This is a genomic window from Streptomyces sp. NPDC003027 (assembly GCF_053591435.1).
Map to the genome: position 1 here is coordinate 54,754 of NZ_JBSFTU010000023.1, position 17,171 is coordinate 71,924.

Here is a 17,171-nt window from a genome sequence, read left to right on the forward strand (position 1 = left end):
CGAGCCGCTAAGCGGAATGTCCTGGCACCGGTTCGGGTCACCACACCGCCGGACCCAGTTCATCTTCCGTTCACCCAGGTTGACTACGTTCGACGAGCCACTGACGTCAAACGATTGCCTGGGTAAATGGAACACATCACGCTGCTGCTCACGATTGTGGTCGTGACAGCTCTCGTGTTCGATTTCACGAACGGTTTCCACGACACCGCCAACGCGATGGCGACGACCATCTCGACCGGCGCGATGAAGCCCAAGACGGCGGTGGCCATGTCCGCCGTGCTGAACCTGGTCGGCGCGTTCCTCTCCGTCGAGGTCGCCAAGACGATCTCCAGCGGTCTGGTGAACGAAGAGGGCATCCAGCCCGAAGTCATCTTCGCCGCGCTCGTCGGCGCGATCCTCTGGAACCTTCTGACCTGGCTGGTCGGACTGCCGTCCAGCTCGTCCCACGCCCTCATGGGCGGCCTCATCGGCGCGACGATCGCCTCGGTCGGTCTCAGCGGCGTCAACGGCGGCGTGGTCGTCACCAAGGTCCTCATCCCGGCCATCGCCGCGCCTCTGGTCGCCGGCCTCGCCGCGATGCTCGCCTCCCGGCTGACCTACCGGCTCGGCAGGAACGCCGACCGGAAGACCACCGACAAGGGCTACCGCGCGGGCCAGATCGCCTCCGCCGGTCTCGTCTCCCTCGCCCACGGCACCAACGACGCCCAGAAGACGATGGGCATCATCACGCTGGCCCTGGTCGCCGGCGGCATCCTGGCCCCGGGCTCCAACCCGCCGGTCTGGGTCATCGTCTCCGCCGGTCTGGCCATCGCCCTCGGCACCTACCTGGGCGGCTGGCGCATCATCAGGACCATGGGCAAGGGCCTCACGGACCTCCAGCCGCAGCAGGGCTTCGCCGCCCAGACCAGCGCCGCGGCCGTCATCCTGAGCTCCTCCAACCTCGGCTTCTCCCTGTCGACCACGCACTCCTGCTCCGGCGCCGTCATGGGCGCGGGTCTGGGCCGCAAGGGCGGGGTGGTCCGCTGGTCCACCGCCACCCGGATGTTCGTCGCCTGGGGCCTGACCCTCCCCGCCGCCGGCCTGGTCGCCGCGCTCTCGGAGTACGTCACCCGGCAGGGCGACTGGGGCGTCATCGCCGTCGCCGCCTTCCTGATCGCGTCCTGCACCGCGATCTGGTTCATCTCCCGCCGCCAGGTCGTCGACCACACCAACGTCAACGAGACCGAGACCGAGGCCCCCGGCGTCGTGACCACCGCCATCGCGGCCGTCACCCCGCCCCCGGCCGGGACCCTCACCGACGACCTGAAGGCCACCATCCCGTCGCCGGCTCCCACGGACCCGGCCGCCCCGACCGCCACGGCGACGGTCTAAGGAACGAGAGACATCAGCATGAAGATCGACTGGGCAGCTCTCGGCTCCGTCTTCGGAGTCAGCCTCGTGGCGACCATCGCCCTCGTGGGCCTGTTCACCCTCGGGATCGTCGGCCTCTCCAAGCAGGAGCAGGCCGCGACCCAGGGAGGCTCCGCGGCCCTCGCGCGCACCGGCGCGTACGCCTGCTTCGCGCTGTGCGCGGCGGCCGTCGCGTTCGGCATCTATCTGATCGTCGTCTGACCGATCGACGCACCCACGGCTGGGCGTGCCGCACCGGAAGGTGCGGCACGCCCAGCCGTCGTGTTGTGGGGCTTCGCACACTCTCCCGTCGCAGGTCAAGGGTGAGTTGACGGGTGTTCGCGCTGCGTGGTGGACTTCCGGGGCCATTACGGCGGCAGAAGAGGAAGTCCGGTGCGAATCCGGCGCGGTCCCGCCACTGTGACCGGGGAGCTGATCCCCGGGAGCCAGGAACTCTCCCCGCCGGTCACGTCGAGCCAGGGCGCGGACCCTGAGTGAGGACATAGCGCCATGCCTGGCCGCAGAGCTGCCACCGGTGTATTCGCGTCCACGGGCGTCTTCGCGTACGGAGCCGCCTCCGGCCTGCTCGCGGACCTGCTGATCGGCGACCCGCGCCGCGGCCATCCGGTCGCCGGATTCGGCCGGGCCGCCGGCGCCGTCGAACGACTTCTGCTGCGCGACCACCGCGGGTGGGGCGCGCTGCACACCGCCGTCTGCGCGGGCGGCGCCGCCGGAGCCGCGGCGCTCGCCGCGCGCGCCGTCCGCGGCCGGCCCGTCGCCTCCGCCGCCCTGACCGCCGCCGCCGTGTGGGCGGTCGTCGGCGGTACGACGCTGGGCCGGGAGGCCCGGGCCATCGGCGGGGCGCTGGCCGCCGGCGACCTGGAGGTGGCCCGCGAGCGGCTGCCGCATCTGTGCGGCCGCGACCCGCAGGCCCTGGACGGCCCGGCGATGGCCCGCGCGGTCGTGGAGTCCGTCGCCGAGAACACCTCCGACGCGGTCGTCGGCGCCCTGGTCTGGGGCGCGGTCGCCGGGGTCCCGGGCCTCGTCGGCTTCCGCGCCGTGAACACCCTGGACGCGATGGTCGGTCACAGGTCCCCGAAGTACCGCCGCTTCGGCTGGGCCTCCGCCCGCCTCGACGACGTGGCCGGCTGGCCGGGGGCGCGGCTGACGGCCGCGCTCGCGACGGTCGCGGGCGGCGACCCCCGTGGGGCGGTCCGGGCATGGCGGGCGGACGCGGGCAGGCACCCGAGCCCCAACGCCGGCCCGGTCGAGGCCGCGTTCGCGGGAGCGCTCGGCGTACGGCTCGGCGGGACGCTCTCGTACGGCGGACGGGTCGAGCACCGGCCGGTGCTCAACGGTGAGGGCCGGGACGTGGAAGTGGCGGACATCGAGCGGGCCGTACGGCTGTCGCGCCGGGTGACCGGACTGACGCTGGCGGCCTGTGTGGCCGGAAGGATCGTGGTGGGCGCCATGAAGCGGAGGAGCGCATGAGGAGCGGACCGAGGGGAGGCGGGCTGCTGGTCGCGGGGACCACGTCCGACGCGGGCAAGAGCGTCGTCACGGCCGGGATCTGCCGCTGGCTGGTCCGCAAGGGCGTGAAGGTGGCGCCGTTCAAGGGCCAGAACATGTCCCTGAACTCCTTCGTGACCAGGGAGGGCGCGGAGATCGGGCGGGCGCAGGCGATGCAGGCGCAGGCCGCGCGGGTGGAGCCGACGGCGCTGATGAACCCGGTCCTGCTGAAGCCGGGCAGCGACCGCTCCAGCCAGGTGGTGCTGATGGGCAAGCCGGTGGGTGAGCTGAGCGCCCGCGGGTTCTTCGGGGGGGCGGGAGGGTCGTCCCCGGGGAAGAGGCTGCATGGCGGGCGGCAGAAGGAGCTCTTCGAGCCGGTCCTCGCGTGTCTGGAGGAGCTGCGGGGCAGCTATGACGCCGTGATCTGCGAGGGGGCGGGCAGTCCGGCCGAGATCAACCTGCGGCGCACGGACATCGTGAACATGGGCATCGCGCGGGCCGCGCGGCTGCCCGTGCTGGTGGTCGGCGACATCGACCGGGGAGGGGTGTTCGCCCAGTTCTTCGGGACGACGGCGCTGCTCGCCCCCGAGGACCAGGAGCTGATCGCGGGCTACCTCGTGAACAAGTTCCGGGGCGACGTCTCGCTGCTGGAGCCCGGCCTCGACATGCTGTACGACCTGACGGGACGCCGGACGTTCGGTGTCCTGCCGTACGCGCACGGGCTGGGCATCGACGAGGAGGACGGCCTTCGGGTGTCCCTGCGGGGCGCGGTCCGGGAGTCGGTGGTGGCGCCGCCCGTCGGCGCGGACGTGCTGCGGGTGGCCGTGTGTGCCGTACCGCTGATGTCGAACTTCACGGACGTGGACGCGCTGGCGGCCGAACCGGGCGTCGTGGTGCGGTTCGTGGACCGCGCCGAGGAGCTCGTCGACGCGGATCTGGTGGTGGTGCCGGGGACGCGCGGGACGGTGAAGGCGCTGGCGTGGCTGCGGGAGCGCGGTCTGGCCGACGCGCTGGCGCGGCGGGCGGCGGAGGGCCGGCCGGTGCTCGGCATCTGCGGCGGCTTCCAGGCCCTCGGCGCGCACATCGAGGACGAGGTCGAGTCGAAGGCGGGCTCCGTGGACGGGCTCGGGCTGCTGCCCGTACGGGTCCGGTTCGCGCCCGAGAAGACCCTGGCCCGGCCGGTCGGCGAGGCCCTCGGCGAGCGGGTGGAGGGGTACGAGATCCACCACGGCGTCGCCGAGGTCCTGGGCGGCGAGCCGTTCCTGGACGGCTGCCGGGTCGGCGCGGTCTGGGGCACGCACTGGCACGGCTCGCTGGAGAGCGACGGTTTCCGCCGCGCGTTCCTGCGCGAGGTCGCGGCGGCGGCCGGGCGGCGTTTCGTGCCCGCGCCGGACACGAGCTTCGGCACCCTGCGCGAGGAGCAGCTGGACCGCCTCGGCGATCTGATCGAGGAACACGCGGACACGGACGCGCTGCTGCGCCTGATCGAGGACGGCCCACTGCCCGGGCTGCCGTTCATCCCGCCGGGCGCGCCGTGAGCGCGCCGGCCGACCGTCAGCGACCTGACCTTGAAGGAGTGACTGCCCGATGAGCACCCGGTATCCGTTCACCGCCGTCGTCGGCATGGACGACCTGCGGCTGGCGTTGCTGCTGAACGCCGTCAGCCCGGCGGTGGGCGGTGTCCTCGTACGCGGCGAGAAGGGCACCGCCAAGAGCACGGCCGTCCGCGCTCTCGCGGACCTGCTGCCCGAGGTACCGGTCGTGGCGGGCTGCCGGTTCAGCTGTGATCCGGTCTCCCCCGACCCGGGCTGCCCGGACGGGCCGCACGAGGCCGCGCCGGCCGCCGCGCGTCCCGCGCGGATGGTGGAGCTGCCCGTCGGCGCCTCCGAGGACCGGCTCGTGGGCGCGCTGGACATCGAGCGGGCCCTCGCGGAGGGGGTGAAGTCGTTCGAGCCCGGGCTGCTCGCGGACGCCCACCGCGGGATCCTCTACGTCGACGAGGTCAACCTCCTCCACGACCACCTGATCGACCTGCTGCTCGACGCCGCCGCCATGGGGTCCTCGTACGTGGAGCGCGAGGGCGTCTCCGTACGGCACGCGGCCCGGTTCCTGCTCGTCGGCACGATGAACCCCGAAGAGGGCGAGCTGCGGCCGCAGTTGCTGGACCGCTTCGGCCTGACCGTCGAGGTCGCCGCCTCGCGCGAGCCCGGGCAGCGGGTCGAGGTCGTGCGCCGCCGACTGGCGTTCGACGACGACCCGGCCTCCTTCGCCGCCCGCTGGGCGGGCGAGGAGAGCGCGCTGCGGGACCGGATCACGGCCGCGCGGGCGCTGCTGCCGCGGGTGGCGCTCGGGGACGCGGCTCTCCTCCAGATCGCCGCGACGTGCGCCGCGTTCGAGGTGGACGGCATGCGCGCCGACATCGTCATGGCCCGCACGGCGACCGCGCTCGCCGCGTGGGCGGGCCGGACGGACGTCACCTCCGAGGACGTCCGGCAGGCGGCGCTGCTCGCCCTCCCCCACCGCAGGCGCCGCAACCCCTTCGACGCGCCCGGTCTCGACGAGGACAAGCTCGACGAGACCCTGGAGCGGTTCAAGGACGAGGACCCGGACCCCGACCCCGGACCCGGTGACGGCGGCGGTGGCGGGGGTGTGCCTCCGCAGGGCGGCGGCCCCGACGGCGGCGGGGAGCAGGCCGGGTCGGACGAGGCTCCGGCGGAGTCCCCCGGCACCGAACCCTCGCCCTCGCCCTCGCAGGGTGGCCCCGGCGCCGGTGAGCGCGCCGCCGTCAAGGCCGCCGAGCCCTTCCGTACGAAGATGCTCAGCGTGCCCGGTCTCGGCGAAGGGGCGGCCGGGCGCCGCTCCCGGGCCCGTACCGAGCACGGCAGGACGACCGGTGCCGTACGGCCGCGCGGGGCGCTGACCAAGCTGCACCTGGCGGCGACCGTGCACGCCGCCGCCCCGCATCAGAGGGCGCGCGGGCGTTCGGGCCCGGGCCTGCTGGTGCGGCGGGACGACCTGCGGCAGGCCACGCGCGAGGGCCGCGAGGGCAATCTGGTGCTGTTCGCCGTGGACGCGTCGGGTTCGATGGCGGCCCGGCAGCGGATGAGCGCCGTCAAGGGAGCCGTGCTCTCGCTCCTCCTCGACGCCTACCAGCGGCGGGACAAGGTCGGCCTGGTCACGTTCCGGGGCCGCGACGCCGAGGTCGCGCTGCCGCCGACCTCGTCGGTGGACGCCGCCGCGGCCCGGCTCGAGCAGCTTCCGACGGGCGGGCGTACGCCTCTGTCGGCCGGGCTGCTCAAGGCGCACGACGTGCTCCGCGTGGAGCGGCTGCGCGATCCCTCGCGCCGCCCGCTCCTCGTCGTCGTGACCGACGGCCGGGCGACCGGCGGTGGCGCCGATCCGGTGGCGCTCGCCGCCCGTGCCGCGCGGCTGCACGCCGCCGACGGCACGGCGGCCGTCGTGGTGGACTGCGAGAGCGGGCCCGTGCGGCTCGGGCTCGCCGGGGACCTCGCCCGTGAACTGGGCGGCACGGCCGTGACCTTGGACGAGCTGCGCGCCGACTCGATCGCCGGGCTGGTCCGAGACGTACAGGCAGCAGGACAGACAACGAGGAGGGCCGCGTAATGCCGCAGGGACAGCCGACCGTCGTACCGGACGACGGACTCACCACCCGTCAGCGCCGCAACCGCGCGCTGGTGATGGTGCACACGGGCGTCGGCAAGGGGAAGTCGACCGCCGCCTTCGGCATGGCGCTGCGCGCCTGGAACCAGGGCTGGCCGATCGGGGTGTTCCAGTTCGTCAAGTCCGCCAAGTGGAGGGTCGGCGAGGAGAACGCCCTCAAGGCGCTCGGGGAGACCGGCAAGGGCGGGACCGTCACCTGGAACAAGATGGGCGAAGGCTGGTCCTGGATCCAGCGCGAGGTCGCCGAGGGCGAGCAGTCGCACGAGGACAAGGCGCGCGAGGGCTGGGAGCAGGTCAAGCGGGACCTCGCCGAGGAGCGGTACAAGTTCTACGTCCTCGACGAGTTCGCCTACCTGCTGCACTGGGGCTGGATCGACGTCAAGGAGGTCGTGGAGGTGCTGCGCGACCGCCCCGGGCAGCAGCATGTCGTCATCACCGGCCGCAACGCGCCGCAGGAGCTGGTCGACTTCGCGGATCTCGTCACCGACATGTCGAAGGTGAAGCATCCGATGGACGCCGGCCAGAAGGGCCAGCGGGGCATCGAGTGGTAGCACGTCTCGTCATCGCCGCGCCGTCCTCCGGCGCGGGCAAGACCACGGTCGCGACCGGTCTGATGGCCGCGTTCGCCGGCCGTGGTCTGGCGGTCTCCCCGCACAAGGTGGGACCGGACTACATCGACCCCGGCTACCACGCGCTGGCCACCGGCCGTCCCGGCCGGAACCTCGACGCGTACATGTGCGGTACGGGTCTGGTGGCGCCGCTCTTCGCGCACGGGTCGCGCGGCTGCGACCTGGCGGTCGTCGAGGGCGTCATGGGCCTGTACGACGGCGCCGCGGACCAGGGCGAACTGGCCTCCACCGCGCAGGTCTCGAAGCTGCTGAAGGCGCCGGTGGTGCTCGTCGTGGACGCATCGTCGCAGTCGCGGTCGGTGGCGGCACTGGTGCACGGGTTCGCGTCCTGGGACCCGGAGGTGCGGATCGGCGGGGTGATCCTGAACAAGGTCGCGACCGACCGGCACGAGCACCTGCTGCGGGAGGCGCTCGGGGAGTCGGGCGTGCCGGTGCTCGGCGTGCTGCGGAGGGCGCCCGCCGTGGCGACGCCGTCCCGGCATCTGGGGCTTGTGCCGGTGGCCGAGCGGCAGGCGGCGGCGGTGGAGGCGGTGGCCGCGCAGGCGGAGCAGGTCCGTGCCGGGTGCGACCTGGACGCGCTGCTGGCCCTCGCGCGGTCGGCGCCGCCGTTGCACGCCGAGGCGTGGGACCCGGTGGACGCCGTGCGCGTGCGGGCCGGGGGGGCGGTCGTGCAGGTCGGTCCCGCCCTGCGGAACGATCGCCCGCGACGTCGCGTGGCGGTAGCGGGAGGCGCCGCGTTCACGTTCTCGTACGCCGAGCACGCCGAGCTGCTCACCGCCGCCGGGGCCGAGGTCGTCACCTTCGATCCGCTCCGGGACGAAAGCCTTCCCGAGGGGACTTCCGGGCTCGTCATCGGAGGCGGTTTCCCCGAGATGTACGGCTCCGAGCTGTCCGCCAACGAGCCGCTGCGCAAGGCCGTCGCCGAACTGGCCCGGTCGGGGGCGCCCGTCGCGGCCGAGTGCGCCGGGCTGCTGTACCTCGCGCGCTCGCTCGACGGGACGCCGATGTGCGGGGTGCTCGACGCGGACGCGCGGATGTCCTCACGCCTGACGCTCGGGTACCGGGACGCCGTCGCCGTCAGCGACAGTTCGCTGGCCGCGGCCGGTACGCGGATGCGCGGGCACGAGTTCCACCGGACCGTGATCGAGCCCGGTGCGGGCGCGGCGGCGGCCTGGGGGCTGCGGCAGCCGGAGCGGCGTGTGGAGGGGTTCGTGCAGCGGGGGGTGCACGCGAGTTATGTGCACACCCACTGGGCCGGCGCGCCCGAGGCGGCCGTGCGGTTCGTCGACCACTGCGCGAACGGGCCCGAGGCGTGAGTCCAGCCGGTGACGCCCACCACGAGCCGGATGGGGGGCACGCCCTCCCCCGTGCGGGAAGCGGTGCGGGCGCCGTCGTGGTGGGCGTGGGGGCCCGTTCGGGCGTGTCGGTGGACGAGGTGGCCGGCCTGGTCGGGCGGGCCCTGGCGGAGGCCGGTCTGACGGTCGCGGACGTGGTGGCGCTGGCCACGCTGGACGCGCGGGCCGAGGAGCCGGGGATCGTGGGAACGGCGGAGCGCTGGGGGGTGCCGGTGCGGGCGTTCGGGTCCGAGGTGCTGGCTTCCGTGTCCGTGCCGCATCCGTCTGCGGTGCCGTTGGCGGCGACGGGGACGGCTTCCGTGGCGGAGGCGGCGGCGCTCGCGGGCGCGTCGGATCTGGCCGGCACGGGCACGGGGACGCGGACGGGGACTGGCATGGGGACGGGCTTGGGGGCCCAACTTCTCGTACCGAAACGGAAATCGCGCGGCGTTACGTGCGCTATCGCCCGTTCTCTCCCCTTTGCGACGAACGAAGAGTCCACCGCCGCACGGTTGTTGCCCCAGGGACACGGGTACACCGCTGGGAAGGCGGCGTTCGACCCGGTCCCCGAGCTCCGTACACCCCCCACTCATCACCCGACGGCGGCCATGTATACGCATACGCACTCCGATGCCCATGATCTGCGTCATCACGGTGACGCCGAGATACGGGACGAGAAATTGATCGACCTCGCGGTCAACGTCCGTACGAACACGCCGCCGGAGTGGTTGCGGGAGCGGATCGCGGCCTCGTTGGCAAATCTGGCGCTCTACCCCGACGGGCGGGCGGCGCGGGCGGCGGTCGCCGAGCGGCATGATCTGTCGCCGCGGCGGGTGCTGCTCACGGCCGGTGCGGCGGAGGCGTTCGTGCTGCTCGCGCGGGCGCTGCCGGTGCGGCGGCCGGTCGTGGTGCATCCGCAGTTCACCGAGCCGGAGGCGGCGCTGCGTGACGCCGGACACGAGGTGGGCCGGGTGCTGCTGCGCGAGAAGGACGGCTTCCGGCTGGATCCGGCGATGGTGCCGGAGGAGGCGGACCTGGTGGTGATCGGGAACCCGACGAATCCGACGTCCGTGCTCCACCCGGCGGAGACGATCGCCTCGCTGGCGCGGCCGGGACGGACGCTGGTGGTGGACGAGGCGTTCCTGGACGCGGTGCCGGGCGAGCGGGAGGCGCTGGCCGGGCGGACGGACACGCCGGGCCTGGTGGTGCTGCGGAGCCTGACGAAGACCTGGGGGCTGGCGGGGCTGCGGATCGGTTACGTGCTCGCCGAGCCGGAGACGATCGCCGCTCTCGAACGGGCGCAGCCGCTGTGGCCGGTGTCGACACCGGCGCTGGTGGCGGCGGAGGCGTGCATGTCGCGGCCGGCGCTGGCGGAGGCGGAGCACGCGGCGCACCGGATCGGCGTGGAGCGGGCGCATCTGCTCGCGGGACTGGCGGAGTTCGACGAGGTCCGGGCGGTGTCGGCGGCGGAGGGGCCGTTCGTGCTGATCCGGATCGAACGCGCGGACGCGGTGCGGGAGCGGCTGCGGGCGCTGGGGTTCGCGGTGCGTCGCGGCGACACGTTCCCGGGACTGGACCGGAACTGGCTGCGGCTGGCGGTCCGCGACCGGACGACGACGAACCGCTTCCTGCAGGCGCTGGACCAGGCGCTGCTGATAGAGGGTTAGGCACGCCGCGGTCGGGGGCTGGGGGATCTCGGGGCTTCGGGTCGGCAGCTCGTGGAGCGGGAGGGCGGTGTCGACGGCACCGCCCTCCCCTTCCCTCTTCCCCTGAGGCCCCCCTCGGGTCGGTCAGCCGCGGGCGCGGATCCGCGCCAGCACGAGGGCGCCGCCGCCGACGCCGAGCAGGAGGGCGGCGCCGCCCGCGAGGTACGGGGTCGTCGAGCTGCCGCCGGTCTCGGCGAGGTTCTGGTCGGTCGGGTTCGAGCCGCCGTTCTGGGTCTCGACGCCGCCGCCGTCGGTGGGCCTGCTGGAGGGCTCCTTCGTGGGCTGGTCGGTCGGGCGGTCCGTGGGCTTGTCGGTGGGCTTCTGGGTGGGCCGGGTGCCCTTCGGGGTCTCGCAGGTGGCTTCGGCGAGGGTGACCGTGCCGGTCACCTTCGCGACGTTCAGGTCGAGCGGGTTGACGGCGACCTTCAGTTCGAGGGCGGTGGCCGCCGCGGTGCGCGAGGTCGTGGCCGTCCGCGACAGGTCCAGGGTGACCTCGCCGACCCCGGGCACGGCGACCTTGGTCCGCCCGGCGGAGGAGAGCGTGATCCTCTTGCCGAGGACCCTCACATGCCCGAGCACGTTGGACTCGGCGACGGGCCGCTTGCCCGCCTCGCAGACCGCCGTGGACGTGACCTTCTCCACCTCGATCAGGGCGAGCGCCGGAAGACCGGGGACATGGACCCGCGCCTTGACGAGGTGGGTGCGGCCCTCGGCCCTGCTGCCGTCCACGGTCGCGCGGGCGGTCGCCACATCGGCGCGCAGGACGTTGACCGGCCTGCCCCGCTCCACGCCGTCGAGCGTCACGGTGAGCGCCGTCCTGTCCGCGTCGGCCGGTGCCTGGACGTCGTTGAGGGATGCCCGCAGGGGCACGTGCACGGAGTTGAGCAGGGAGACATCGAGGCCGGTCCGCAGGACGGCGGCGGTGGCGCGTCCTTCGCCGCCCGTGGCGTGCGCCGCGGGAGCCGCGAGGACCACGGGTCCGACGGCCAGCGCGACGACGGTCGCGGCGGCGGCGGTACGGCGTACGGGCATGCGGAAGGTGTTGCTGTTCAAGGTGGTGGAACCCCCACAGGAGACATGGCGTCGCCGTCCGCTCACCACGGGGACACGTGGCCGGTGCGGAGTCGACGACTTGAGACACCGGAATCTTTACGTACGGAGAGTGAACCGGCAGACACCTGAGGTGAGTTCACTCGAAAGGTGGGTTTCCGCGTGCGAGTTCGATTCTTTCGGCACAGGCGTTCCTGTGCGCCCCGCGTGTCGCGCCGTTCATGGGCGCGCGCGGGCACAGGGGGAGCGAGTCAACGAGGCGGGGCGAGGTGAGGTAACGGACTGTCAACCGGCCGCACACCCGTGGAGAGGGTCCTTGGGCGCTCCGCCTCCTGCCCTACCGCCGTCTCGGCCGCCGAGGTGCTGTAGTAATTTAGGTCAGCCTAACTTAAGAAGTAGTGGATGAGATCGGGGTCGGAGTGAGCATCGAGGTCTTCCGGGACATGTGGGGCGTCCCGCATCTGCGCGCCGCCGACCCCGGCGAACTCGCCCGCGCACAGGGGCGTGTGACCGCGCGGGACCGGGCCTGGCAGCTGGAGGTCGAGCGGCACCGGGCGCAGGGGACGACAGCGGCGTTCCTCGGGGCGGCCGAGGTGGGATGGGACACCTTCGCCCGCCAGGCACGCCTGGCCGACACCGCGCGCCGCTGTTTCGACCGGCTCGACCGCGAGGACGAGGGGACGGCGCGCTGGGTACGGGCGTACGTGGACGGGGTCAACGAGGGTCTGCCGGAAGGGGCGCGGCGGGCGCCGGAGTTCGCGGCGACGGGGCTCGTTCCGGGCCGCTGGGAGCCGTGGACGCCGCTGGCCGTCTGGCTGTCCACCCACATCCTGTTCGCGGGCTTCCCGACGAAGCTGTGGCGCGAGGAGGTCGCGCGGCGGCTCGGTGAGGAGTGGACGGAGCTGTTCGCCACGGACGGGCCGGGAACGGCGGGCTCCAACGGCTGGGTGGTCTCCGGGGGCCGCACGGCCGGCGGGTTCCCGATCGTGGCGGGCGACCCGCACCGATTCATCGAGGCGCCCGGGGTCTACCAGCAGATCCGGCTCGCCTGCCCGCAGTACGACGTGGTCGGCCTCGCCGTCCCGGGCGTACCGGGCCTCGCCCACTTCGGCCACACGGGCGGGGTGGCGTGGGCGATCACCAACGCGATGGCGGACTACCAGGACCTGTACCGGGAGCGTCTGCGCCGGACCGCCGACGGCGGCGTGGAGGCCCTCGGCCCGGACGGCTGGCACCCGGCGTCGGTCCGCACCGAGACGGTGGAGGTGGCGGACGCGGAGCCGGTCGAGATCGAGGTGATCGAGACGGCCCGGGGGCCGGTGATCATCACGGACGTGACCGGGGGGTTCGCCGGGCCGGAAGTGCGCGGGGACGCGGACGCTGCGGCGACGCCCGGCATCGGACCGGGCCCGGCTGAGGACGGGGACGCCGGTGGGGGCGGGCACGGCCTCGTCGCGGAGGCCGGCGCAGGCACGGGCCCGGGCGTGCCCGGCGTCGGGGCCGGTTCCGGGGCCGGGCGCTCGTGGGAGGCGATCAGTCTGCGGTACCCGCCTCGGGTGACCGGTGAGCTCGGCTTCCGCGTGCTGCCGCAGCTGCTCGCCGCGCGGACCGTCGCGGACGTGGACCGCGCCGTCGACGGATGGGTCGAGCCCGTCAACGTCCTTCAGGCCGCCGACACCGCCGGTGGGCTTCTGCACCGGGTCGCGGGGCATGTGCCCGTCCGGGACCGCGCCAACTCCCTGCGGGTGGTGCCCGCCTGGGAACCGGGCCACGCGTGGCGCGACGGATCCGCCCCGATGCCGCGGGCCGACGTCGACGGCCACGCCGTGATGGCCAACGCCCGGGGCCTGGCGGCACCGCTCGGCGTGGAGTTCGCCCCGCCGCACCGGGCTGCCCGTATCGACGCGCTGCTCACGCAGTCCACGGACTGGACCCCGGAGGCGATGGCCTCGGTGCACACGGACACCGACAACCCCTCGGCGGCGCGCCTGCTCGCGCTGATCCGCGCCACGGGCGCGGAGCCGGACGCCCCCGCCGCGACCGGCGGTGAGCCGGGTGCGGCGCCCGCGACGGAGCCCGGCGCGGGCGGGACCCGTGCGAGGAGCGGGGCACCGGCAGGGCTGTCCCCCGGGGCGGCCCTCGTGCGGGCCCGGTTGGTCGCGTGGGATCGGCGGATGCGGAGCGACAGCCGGGACGCCGGGCTGTACGCCGCCGTGCGCGGGGCCGTCGTGCGGCGGGTCGCCGCGCACCCCGCCTTCGGGGCCCTGCGCGAGCCGGCTCCGTACCCGGCCCTGTTCCAGCCGTGGCTCGCGCTCGGCCCCCGGGTGGCGTTCGCGCTGGAGACGCTGCTCGTCTCCGGCCCCGTACCGGCCGAGGACATCGCGGAGATCGTCCGGGAAGCGCTCGAAGAGGTCGCCGCCGGGGAGGAGCCGCCGGCGTGGGGCGTGACGCACCGCCTCGCGCCCTGGCAGGCGCTGCCCGACCCGGACGACGCCCGGTGGCCCGGCCTCGACGGGGACCACGACTGCGTGCTGTCCACGTCCAGCGTGCCCGGGTTCACCGACCGCAGCGCCCGCGCCTCGGCCGCCCGTTACGTCTGGGACCTCGCCGACCGCGACAACAGCCTCTGGGTCGTGCCGTTCGGCGCCTCCGGCGTCGAAGGCGACCCCCACCACCGCGACCAACTCCCGCTGTGGCTGCGGGGCGAGCTCGCCCCCGTCACCACCGACTGGCACCACCTCACCAAGGAGCTCCCCCATGACGACCACTGAGCCCGTCCACGTCCAGACCGTCGAGGGCTTCGGCACCGTCACGATCGACCGCGTCGACCCCGACCGCGACGCCGCCCTCCTCCACGGCTGGGTCAACGAGGACCGGGCCCGGTTCTGGGGCATGGGCGGGACGACCGTCGAGCAGGTGCGGGACGTCTACGCGCACCTGGACTCCCTCACCACGCACCACGGGTTCCTCGCCCGTCGGGACGGCGAGCCGGTCGCCCTCTTCCAGACGTACGACCCTGAGGCCGACCGGGTCGGCGAGTGCTACGACGTGCTGCCCGGCGACATCGGCGTCCATCTGCTGGTCGCGCCGACCGCCGCCCCGGAACCGGGCTTCTCCGGCGGCCTGCTCACCGCCCTGATCGACTTCGCCCTGACCGGCCGCGCCCGGGTGGTCGCCGAGCCCGACGCCGCCAACGAGAAGGCGATCGCCCGGCTGGTGCGGGCCGGGTTCGAACTCGGCCCGGAGGTGGTGCTGCCGGAGGTGGACCTGCCCGAGGTCTTCATCCCGGAGAAGAAGGCCCGGCTGGCGTTCCTCTCCCGCTAGCGCCGACCACCGGGGTGGCCTTCACCCGGCCGCATCGGCCCCACCCCTGGTCACCCGCCCCGCCCTCGGCCGCCCGCCCCGCCCGCCGGCCTTCGCCGACCGCCCGGCGGCGGCCCGTCTCAGCCGATCACCCGCCCGTTGACGATCACCCGCCGCGGCGCCGCCAGGACGCGGACGTCCACGCGCGGGTCGTCGTCGTAGACGACGAGGTCCGCCGGGGCGCCCTCGTCCAGTGACGGGCGGCCCAGCCAGGAGCGTGCCCCCCAGGCGGTCGCCGAGAGGGCCTCGATCGGCGGGATGCCGGCCTTGACCAGCTCCTCGACCTCCGCGGCGACCAGGCCGTGGGCCAGGGAGCCGCCCGCGTCGGTGCCGACGAAGACGGGGACGCCCGCGTCGTACGCCGAGCGGACGGTGTCGTACCGGCGCTCGTACAGCCGTCGCATATGCGCCGACCAGCGCGGGAACTTCTCCTCGCCGCCGTCCGCGAGCCGCGGGAACGTGGCGATGTTGACGAGCGTCGGAACGATCGCGACGCCCCGCTCCGCGAAGAGCGGGATCGTCTCCTCGGTCAGGCCGGTGGCGTGCTCGATGCAGTCGATGCCCGCCTCCACCAGGTCCCGCAGCGAGTCCTCGGCGAAGCAGTGCGCCGTGACCCGCGCGCCGAGGCGGTGCGCCTCCGCGATCGCCGCCTCGACCTCGGCGCGCGGCCAGCAAGCAGTCAGGTCGCCTTCGTCGCGGTCGATCCAGTCCCCGACGAGCTTGACCCAGCCGTCACCGCGCCGGGCCTCCCGGCCGACGTACGCGACCAGGTCGGACGGCTCGATCTCATGGGCGTAGTTGCGGATGTAGCGGCGGGTGCGGGCGATGTGGCGGCCCGCGCGAATGATCTTCGGGAGGTCGTCGCGGGCGTCGATCCAGCGCGTGTCGGAGGGCGAACCGGCGTCCCGGATCAGGAGCGTGCCCGCGTCGCGGTCGGTCAGCGCCTGCTTCTCGCTCGTGGCGTCGTCGACGGGGCCGTGCCGGTCGAGCCCGACGTGGCAGTGCGCGTCGACGAGGCCGGGCAGGGCCCAGCCGGTCACGGTCAGGACGTCGTCCGGTCGCGCCGGCGGACGCTCGAAGGTGATCCGGCCGTCGACGGCCCACAGTTCGTCCCGTACGTCCTCCGGGCCGACGAGCACCCGCCCCTTCACATGCAGCACCACGTGATCGCTCATGCCTGCACTGTACGAGGGGCGGGCGGGCCGCCGGGAGCCGCGCCCGGTCACTCACCGACGGGCCCCGTGGCCCCCCTCGGTACCCTGATCCGACGCCGCTCGGCGGCCTCGCCGTGAGCGCCGGCGACAGCTCCGCCCGCCGGGCCGCGTCCGCTCCACCCGCACCGAACCGAGTCGAAGAAGGCACCGCCGTGACCGTGACACACCCGCTTCTGGACCTGGCCCCGCTGACCGCCGCGCGCTTCGCGGCCATCGAGCGGCGGGTCGCCGCGCTGCTCTCCACCGAGCAGGACGTGGTGATCACCCAGGGTGAGGCGCTGCTGCCCCTGGAGGGCTGCATCCGCAGCGGGGCGCGGCCGGGCTCGACCGCGCTGAACATCGTCACCGGCCCGTACGGGCAGACCTTCGGCGACTGGCTGCGCGACTGCGGGGCGACCGTCGTGGACCTGGCGGTCCCCTTCCACACGGCCGTGACGGCCGCGCAGGTGGAGCGGGCGCTCGCCGAGCACCCCGCGATCGACTTCGTGTCGCTGGTCCACGCCGAGGCGGCGACCGGCAACACCAACCCGGTCGCGGAGATCGGTGAGATCGTGCGGGCGCACGGCGCGCTGTTCTACCTCGACGCGGTGGCGTCGGTCGGCGCCGAACCGGTGCTGCCCGACGCCTGGGGCGTCGACCTGTGCATCATCGGCGCGCAGAAGGCGATGGGCGGCCCGGCCGGTGTCTCGGCGGTCTCGGTCAGCGAGCGTGCCTGGGAGCGGTTCGCCGCGAATCCGCGGGCACCGCGCCGCTCGTACCTCTCCCTCCTCGACTGGAAGGAGCGGTGGATCGACGCCGGCCGCAAGGCGCTGCCGCACGCTCCGGCGCAGCTGGAGATGCTGGCACTGGAGGCGTGCCTGGAGCGGATCGAGGCCGAGGGCCTGGACGGGCTGATGGCCCGGCACGCCTCGGCGGCGGCGGCGACCCGCGCGGGCGCGGTGGCCCTGGGCGGGGGGCTCGAACCGTACGTGTACGAGGCACGGGACGCGGCCCCGGTCGCGACGACGCTGCGCTCCCCGGCCGGGGTGGACGCCTCCGAGCTGGTGGCGAAGGCGCTGGCCGCGGACCCGTCACTGCCACTGATCGCGGGCGGCGGGGCGCTGTCGAAGGAGATGATCCGGGTCAACCACTACGGGCCGTACGCGACCCCGGACGCGGTGCGGTCCTCGCTCGCGGCCCTGGGCGCGGCGCTCGCCGAGGCCGGCCGGCCCGTCGACGTGGAGGGCGCGCGTCGCGCGGTGACCGAGATCGTGGGGTAGCTCGGGCAGCCCCGGCCAGGCGGGGTCACCACCTGTG

Annotated in this window: 13 protein-coding genes and 1 riboswitch; of the genes, 11 read left to right on the plus strand and 2 right to left on the minus strand. The window is 74.3% G+C overall.

Features of this window, described 5'->3' with window-relative positions:
* Window positions 1-126: 126 nt before the first annotated feature.
* From ACWDX6_RS18315 to cobC, 8 genes are all read left to right on the plus strand, one after another.
* Window positions 127-1,371: an anion permease gene (locus ACWDX6_RS18315; protein ID WP_451485922.1), complete on the plus strand. Its 1,245-nt coding sequence runs from the start codon at window positions 127-129 to the stop codon at window positions 1,369-1,371.
* Between the two features lie 18 nt (window positions 1,372-1,389).
* Complete coding sequence (locus tag ACWDX6_RS18320; RefSeq protein WP_451485923.1) at window positions 1,390-1,611, plus strand: hypothetical protein; 222 nt, start codon at window positions 1,390-1,392, stop codon at window positions 1,609-1,611.
* 121 nt (window positions 1,612-1,732) lie between these two features.
* Window positions 1,733-1,866, plus strand: a riboswitch (cobalamin riboswitch).
* A gap of 33 nt (window positions 1,867-1,899) precedes the next feature.
* A complete protein-coding gene (locus ACWDX6_RS18325; protein ID WP_451485924.1) occupies window positions 1,900-2,880 on the plus strand; it encodes a cobalamin biosynthesis protein in 981 nt (326 codons plus the stop codon).
* A complete protein-coding gene (locus ACWDX6_RS18330) occupies window positions 2,877-4,436 on the plus strand; it encodes a cobyric acid synthase (RefSeq protein WP_451485925.1) in 1,560 nt (519 codons plus the stop codon). Before ACWDX6_RS18325 ends, ACWDX6_RS18330 begins: the two co-directional genes overlap by 4 nt.
* Window positions 4,437-4,485: 49 nt before the next feature.
* A complete protein-coding gene (locus ACWDX6_RS18335; RefSeq protein WP_451485926.1) occupies window positions 4,486-6,522 on the plus strand; it encodes a putative cobaltochelatase in 2,037 nt (678 codons plus the stop codon).
* A complete protein-coding gene (gene cobO / locus ACWDX6_RS18340; RefSeq protein ID WP_451485927.1) occupies window positions 6,522-7,130 on the plus strand; it encodes a cob(I)yrinic acid a,c-diamide adenosyltransferase in 609 nt (202 codons plus the stop codon). The genes ACWDX6_RS18335 and cobO overlap by 1 nt, the downstream gene beginning before the upstream one ends.
* Window positions 7,124-8,524 carry a cobyrinate a,c-diamide synthase gene (locus ACWDX6_RS18345; RefSeq protein ID WP_451485928.1) on the plus strand — a complete coding sequence of 467 codons (1,401 nt, stop codon included), beginning with the start codon at window positions 7,124-7,126 and terminating at the stop codon, window positions 8,522-8,524. Before cobO ends, ACWDX6_RS18345 begins: the two co-directional genes overlap by 7 nt.
* Before the next feature lie 80 nt (window positions 8,525-8,604).
* Complete coding sequence (gene cobC, locus ACWDX6_RS18350; protein WP_451485969.1) at window positions 8,605-10,209, plus strand: Rv2231c family pyridoxal phosphate-dependent protein CobC; 1,605 nt, start codon at window positions 8,605-8,607, stop codon at window positions 10,207-10,209.
* Between the two features lie 123 nt (window positions 10,210-10,332).
* Here the strand turns inward: cobC and ACWDX6_RS18355 are convergent, their stop codons facing one another.
* Window positions 10,333-11,301, minus strand: a complete 969-nt coding sequence (locus tag ACWDX6_RS18355; RefSeq protein ID WP_451485929.1) for an SCO1860 family LAETG-anchored protein — start codon at window positions 11,299-11,301, stop codon at window positions 10,333-10,335.
* Window positions 11,302-11,741: 440 nt separating this feature from the next.
* Here ACWDX6_RS18355 and ACWDX6_RS18360 point away from each other — a divergent pair, with 440 nt between their 5' ends.
* Together ACWDX6_RS18360 and ACWDX6_RS18365 are read left to right on the plus strand one after the other, a co-directional pair.
* Window positions 11,742-14,069, plus strand: coding sequence for a penicillin acylase family protein (locus tag ACWDX6_RS18360; RefSeq protein WP_451485970.1), 2,328 nt, complete (start codon window positions 11,742-11,744; stop codon window positions 14,067-14,069).
* Window positions 14,056-14,622, plus strand: coding sequence for a GNAT family N-acetyltransferase (locus ACWDX6_RS18365; RefSeq protein ID WP_451485930.1), 567 nt, complete (start codon window positions 14,056-14,058; stop codon window positions 14,620-14,622). The genes ACWDX6_RS18360 and ACWDX6_RS18365 overlap by 14 nt, the downstream gene beginning before the upstream one ends.
* 119 nt (window positions 14,623-14,741) lie before the next feature.
* Here the strand turns inward: ACWDX6_RS18365 and ACWDX6_RS18370 are convergent, their stop codons facing one another.
* A complete protein-coding gene (locus tag ACWDX6_RS18370; protein WP_451485931.1) occupies window positions 14,742-15,836 on the minus strand; it encodes an amidohydrolase family protein in 1,095 nt (364 codons plus the stop codon).
* Between the two features lie 197 nt (window positions 15,837-16,033).
* Here ACWDX6_RS18370 and ACWDX6_RS18375 point away from each other — a divergent pair, with 197 nt between their 5' ends.
* Window positions 16,034-17,134, plus strand: a complete 1,101-nt coding sequence (locus tag ACWDX6_RS18375) for a pyridoxal-phosphate-dependent aminotransferase family protein (protein WP_451485971.1) — start codon at window positions 16,034-16,036, stop codon at window positions 17,132-17,134.
* The last annotated feature ends 37 nt before the right edge of the window (window positions 17,135-17,171 follow it).

Coding starts and splice junctions, on each gene's coding strand:
- ACWDX6_RS18315 (WP_451485922.1), top strand. CDS start 127: ATGGAACACATCACGCTGCTGCTCACGATTGTGGTCGTGACAGCTCTC.
- ACWDX6_RS18320 (WP_451485923.1), top strand. CDS start 1,390: ATGAAGATCGACTGGGCAGCTCTCGGCTCCGTCTTCGGAGTCAGCCTC.
- ACWDX6_RS18325 (WP_451485924.1), top strand. CDS start 1,900: ATGCCTGGCCGCAGAGCTGCCACCGGTGTATTCGCGTCCACGGGCGTC.
- ACWDX6_RS18330 (WP_451485925.1), top strand. CDS start 2,877: ATGAGGAGCGGACCGAGGGGAGGCGGGCTGCTGGTCGCGGGGACCACG.
- ACWDX6_RS18335 (WP_451485926.1), top strand. CDS start 4,486: ATGAGCACCCGGTATCCGTTCACCGCCGTCGTCGGCATGGACGACCTG.
- cobO (WP_451485927.1), top strand. CDS start 6,522: ATGCCGCAGGGACAGCCGACCGTCGTACCGGACGACGGACTCACCACC.
- ACWDX6_RS18360 (WP_451485970.1), top strand. CDS start 11,742: ATGTGGGGCGTCCCGCATCTGCGCGCCGCCGACCCCGGCGAACTCGCC.
- ACWDX6_RS18365 (WP_451485930.1), top strand. CDS start 14,056: ATGACGACCACTGAGCCCGTCCACGTCCAGACCGTCGAGGGCTTCGGC.
- ACWDX6_RS18370 (WP_451485931.1), bottom strand. CDS start 15,836: ATGAGCGATCACGTGGTGCTGCATGTGAAGGGGCGGGTGCTCGTCGGC.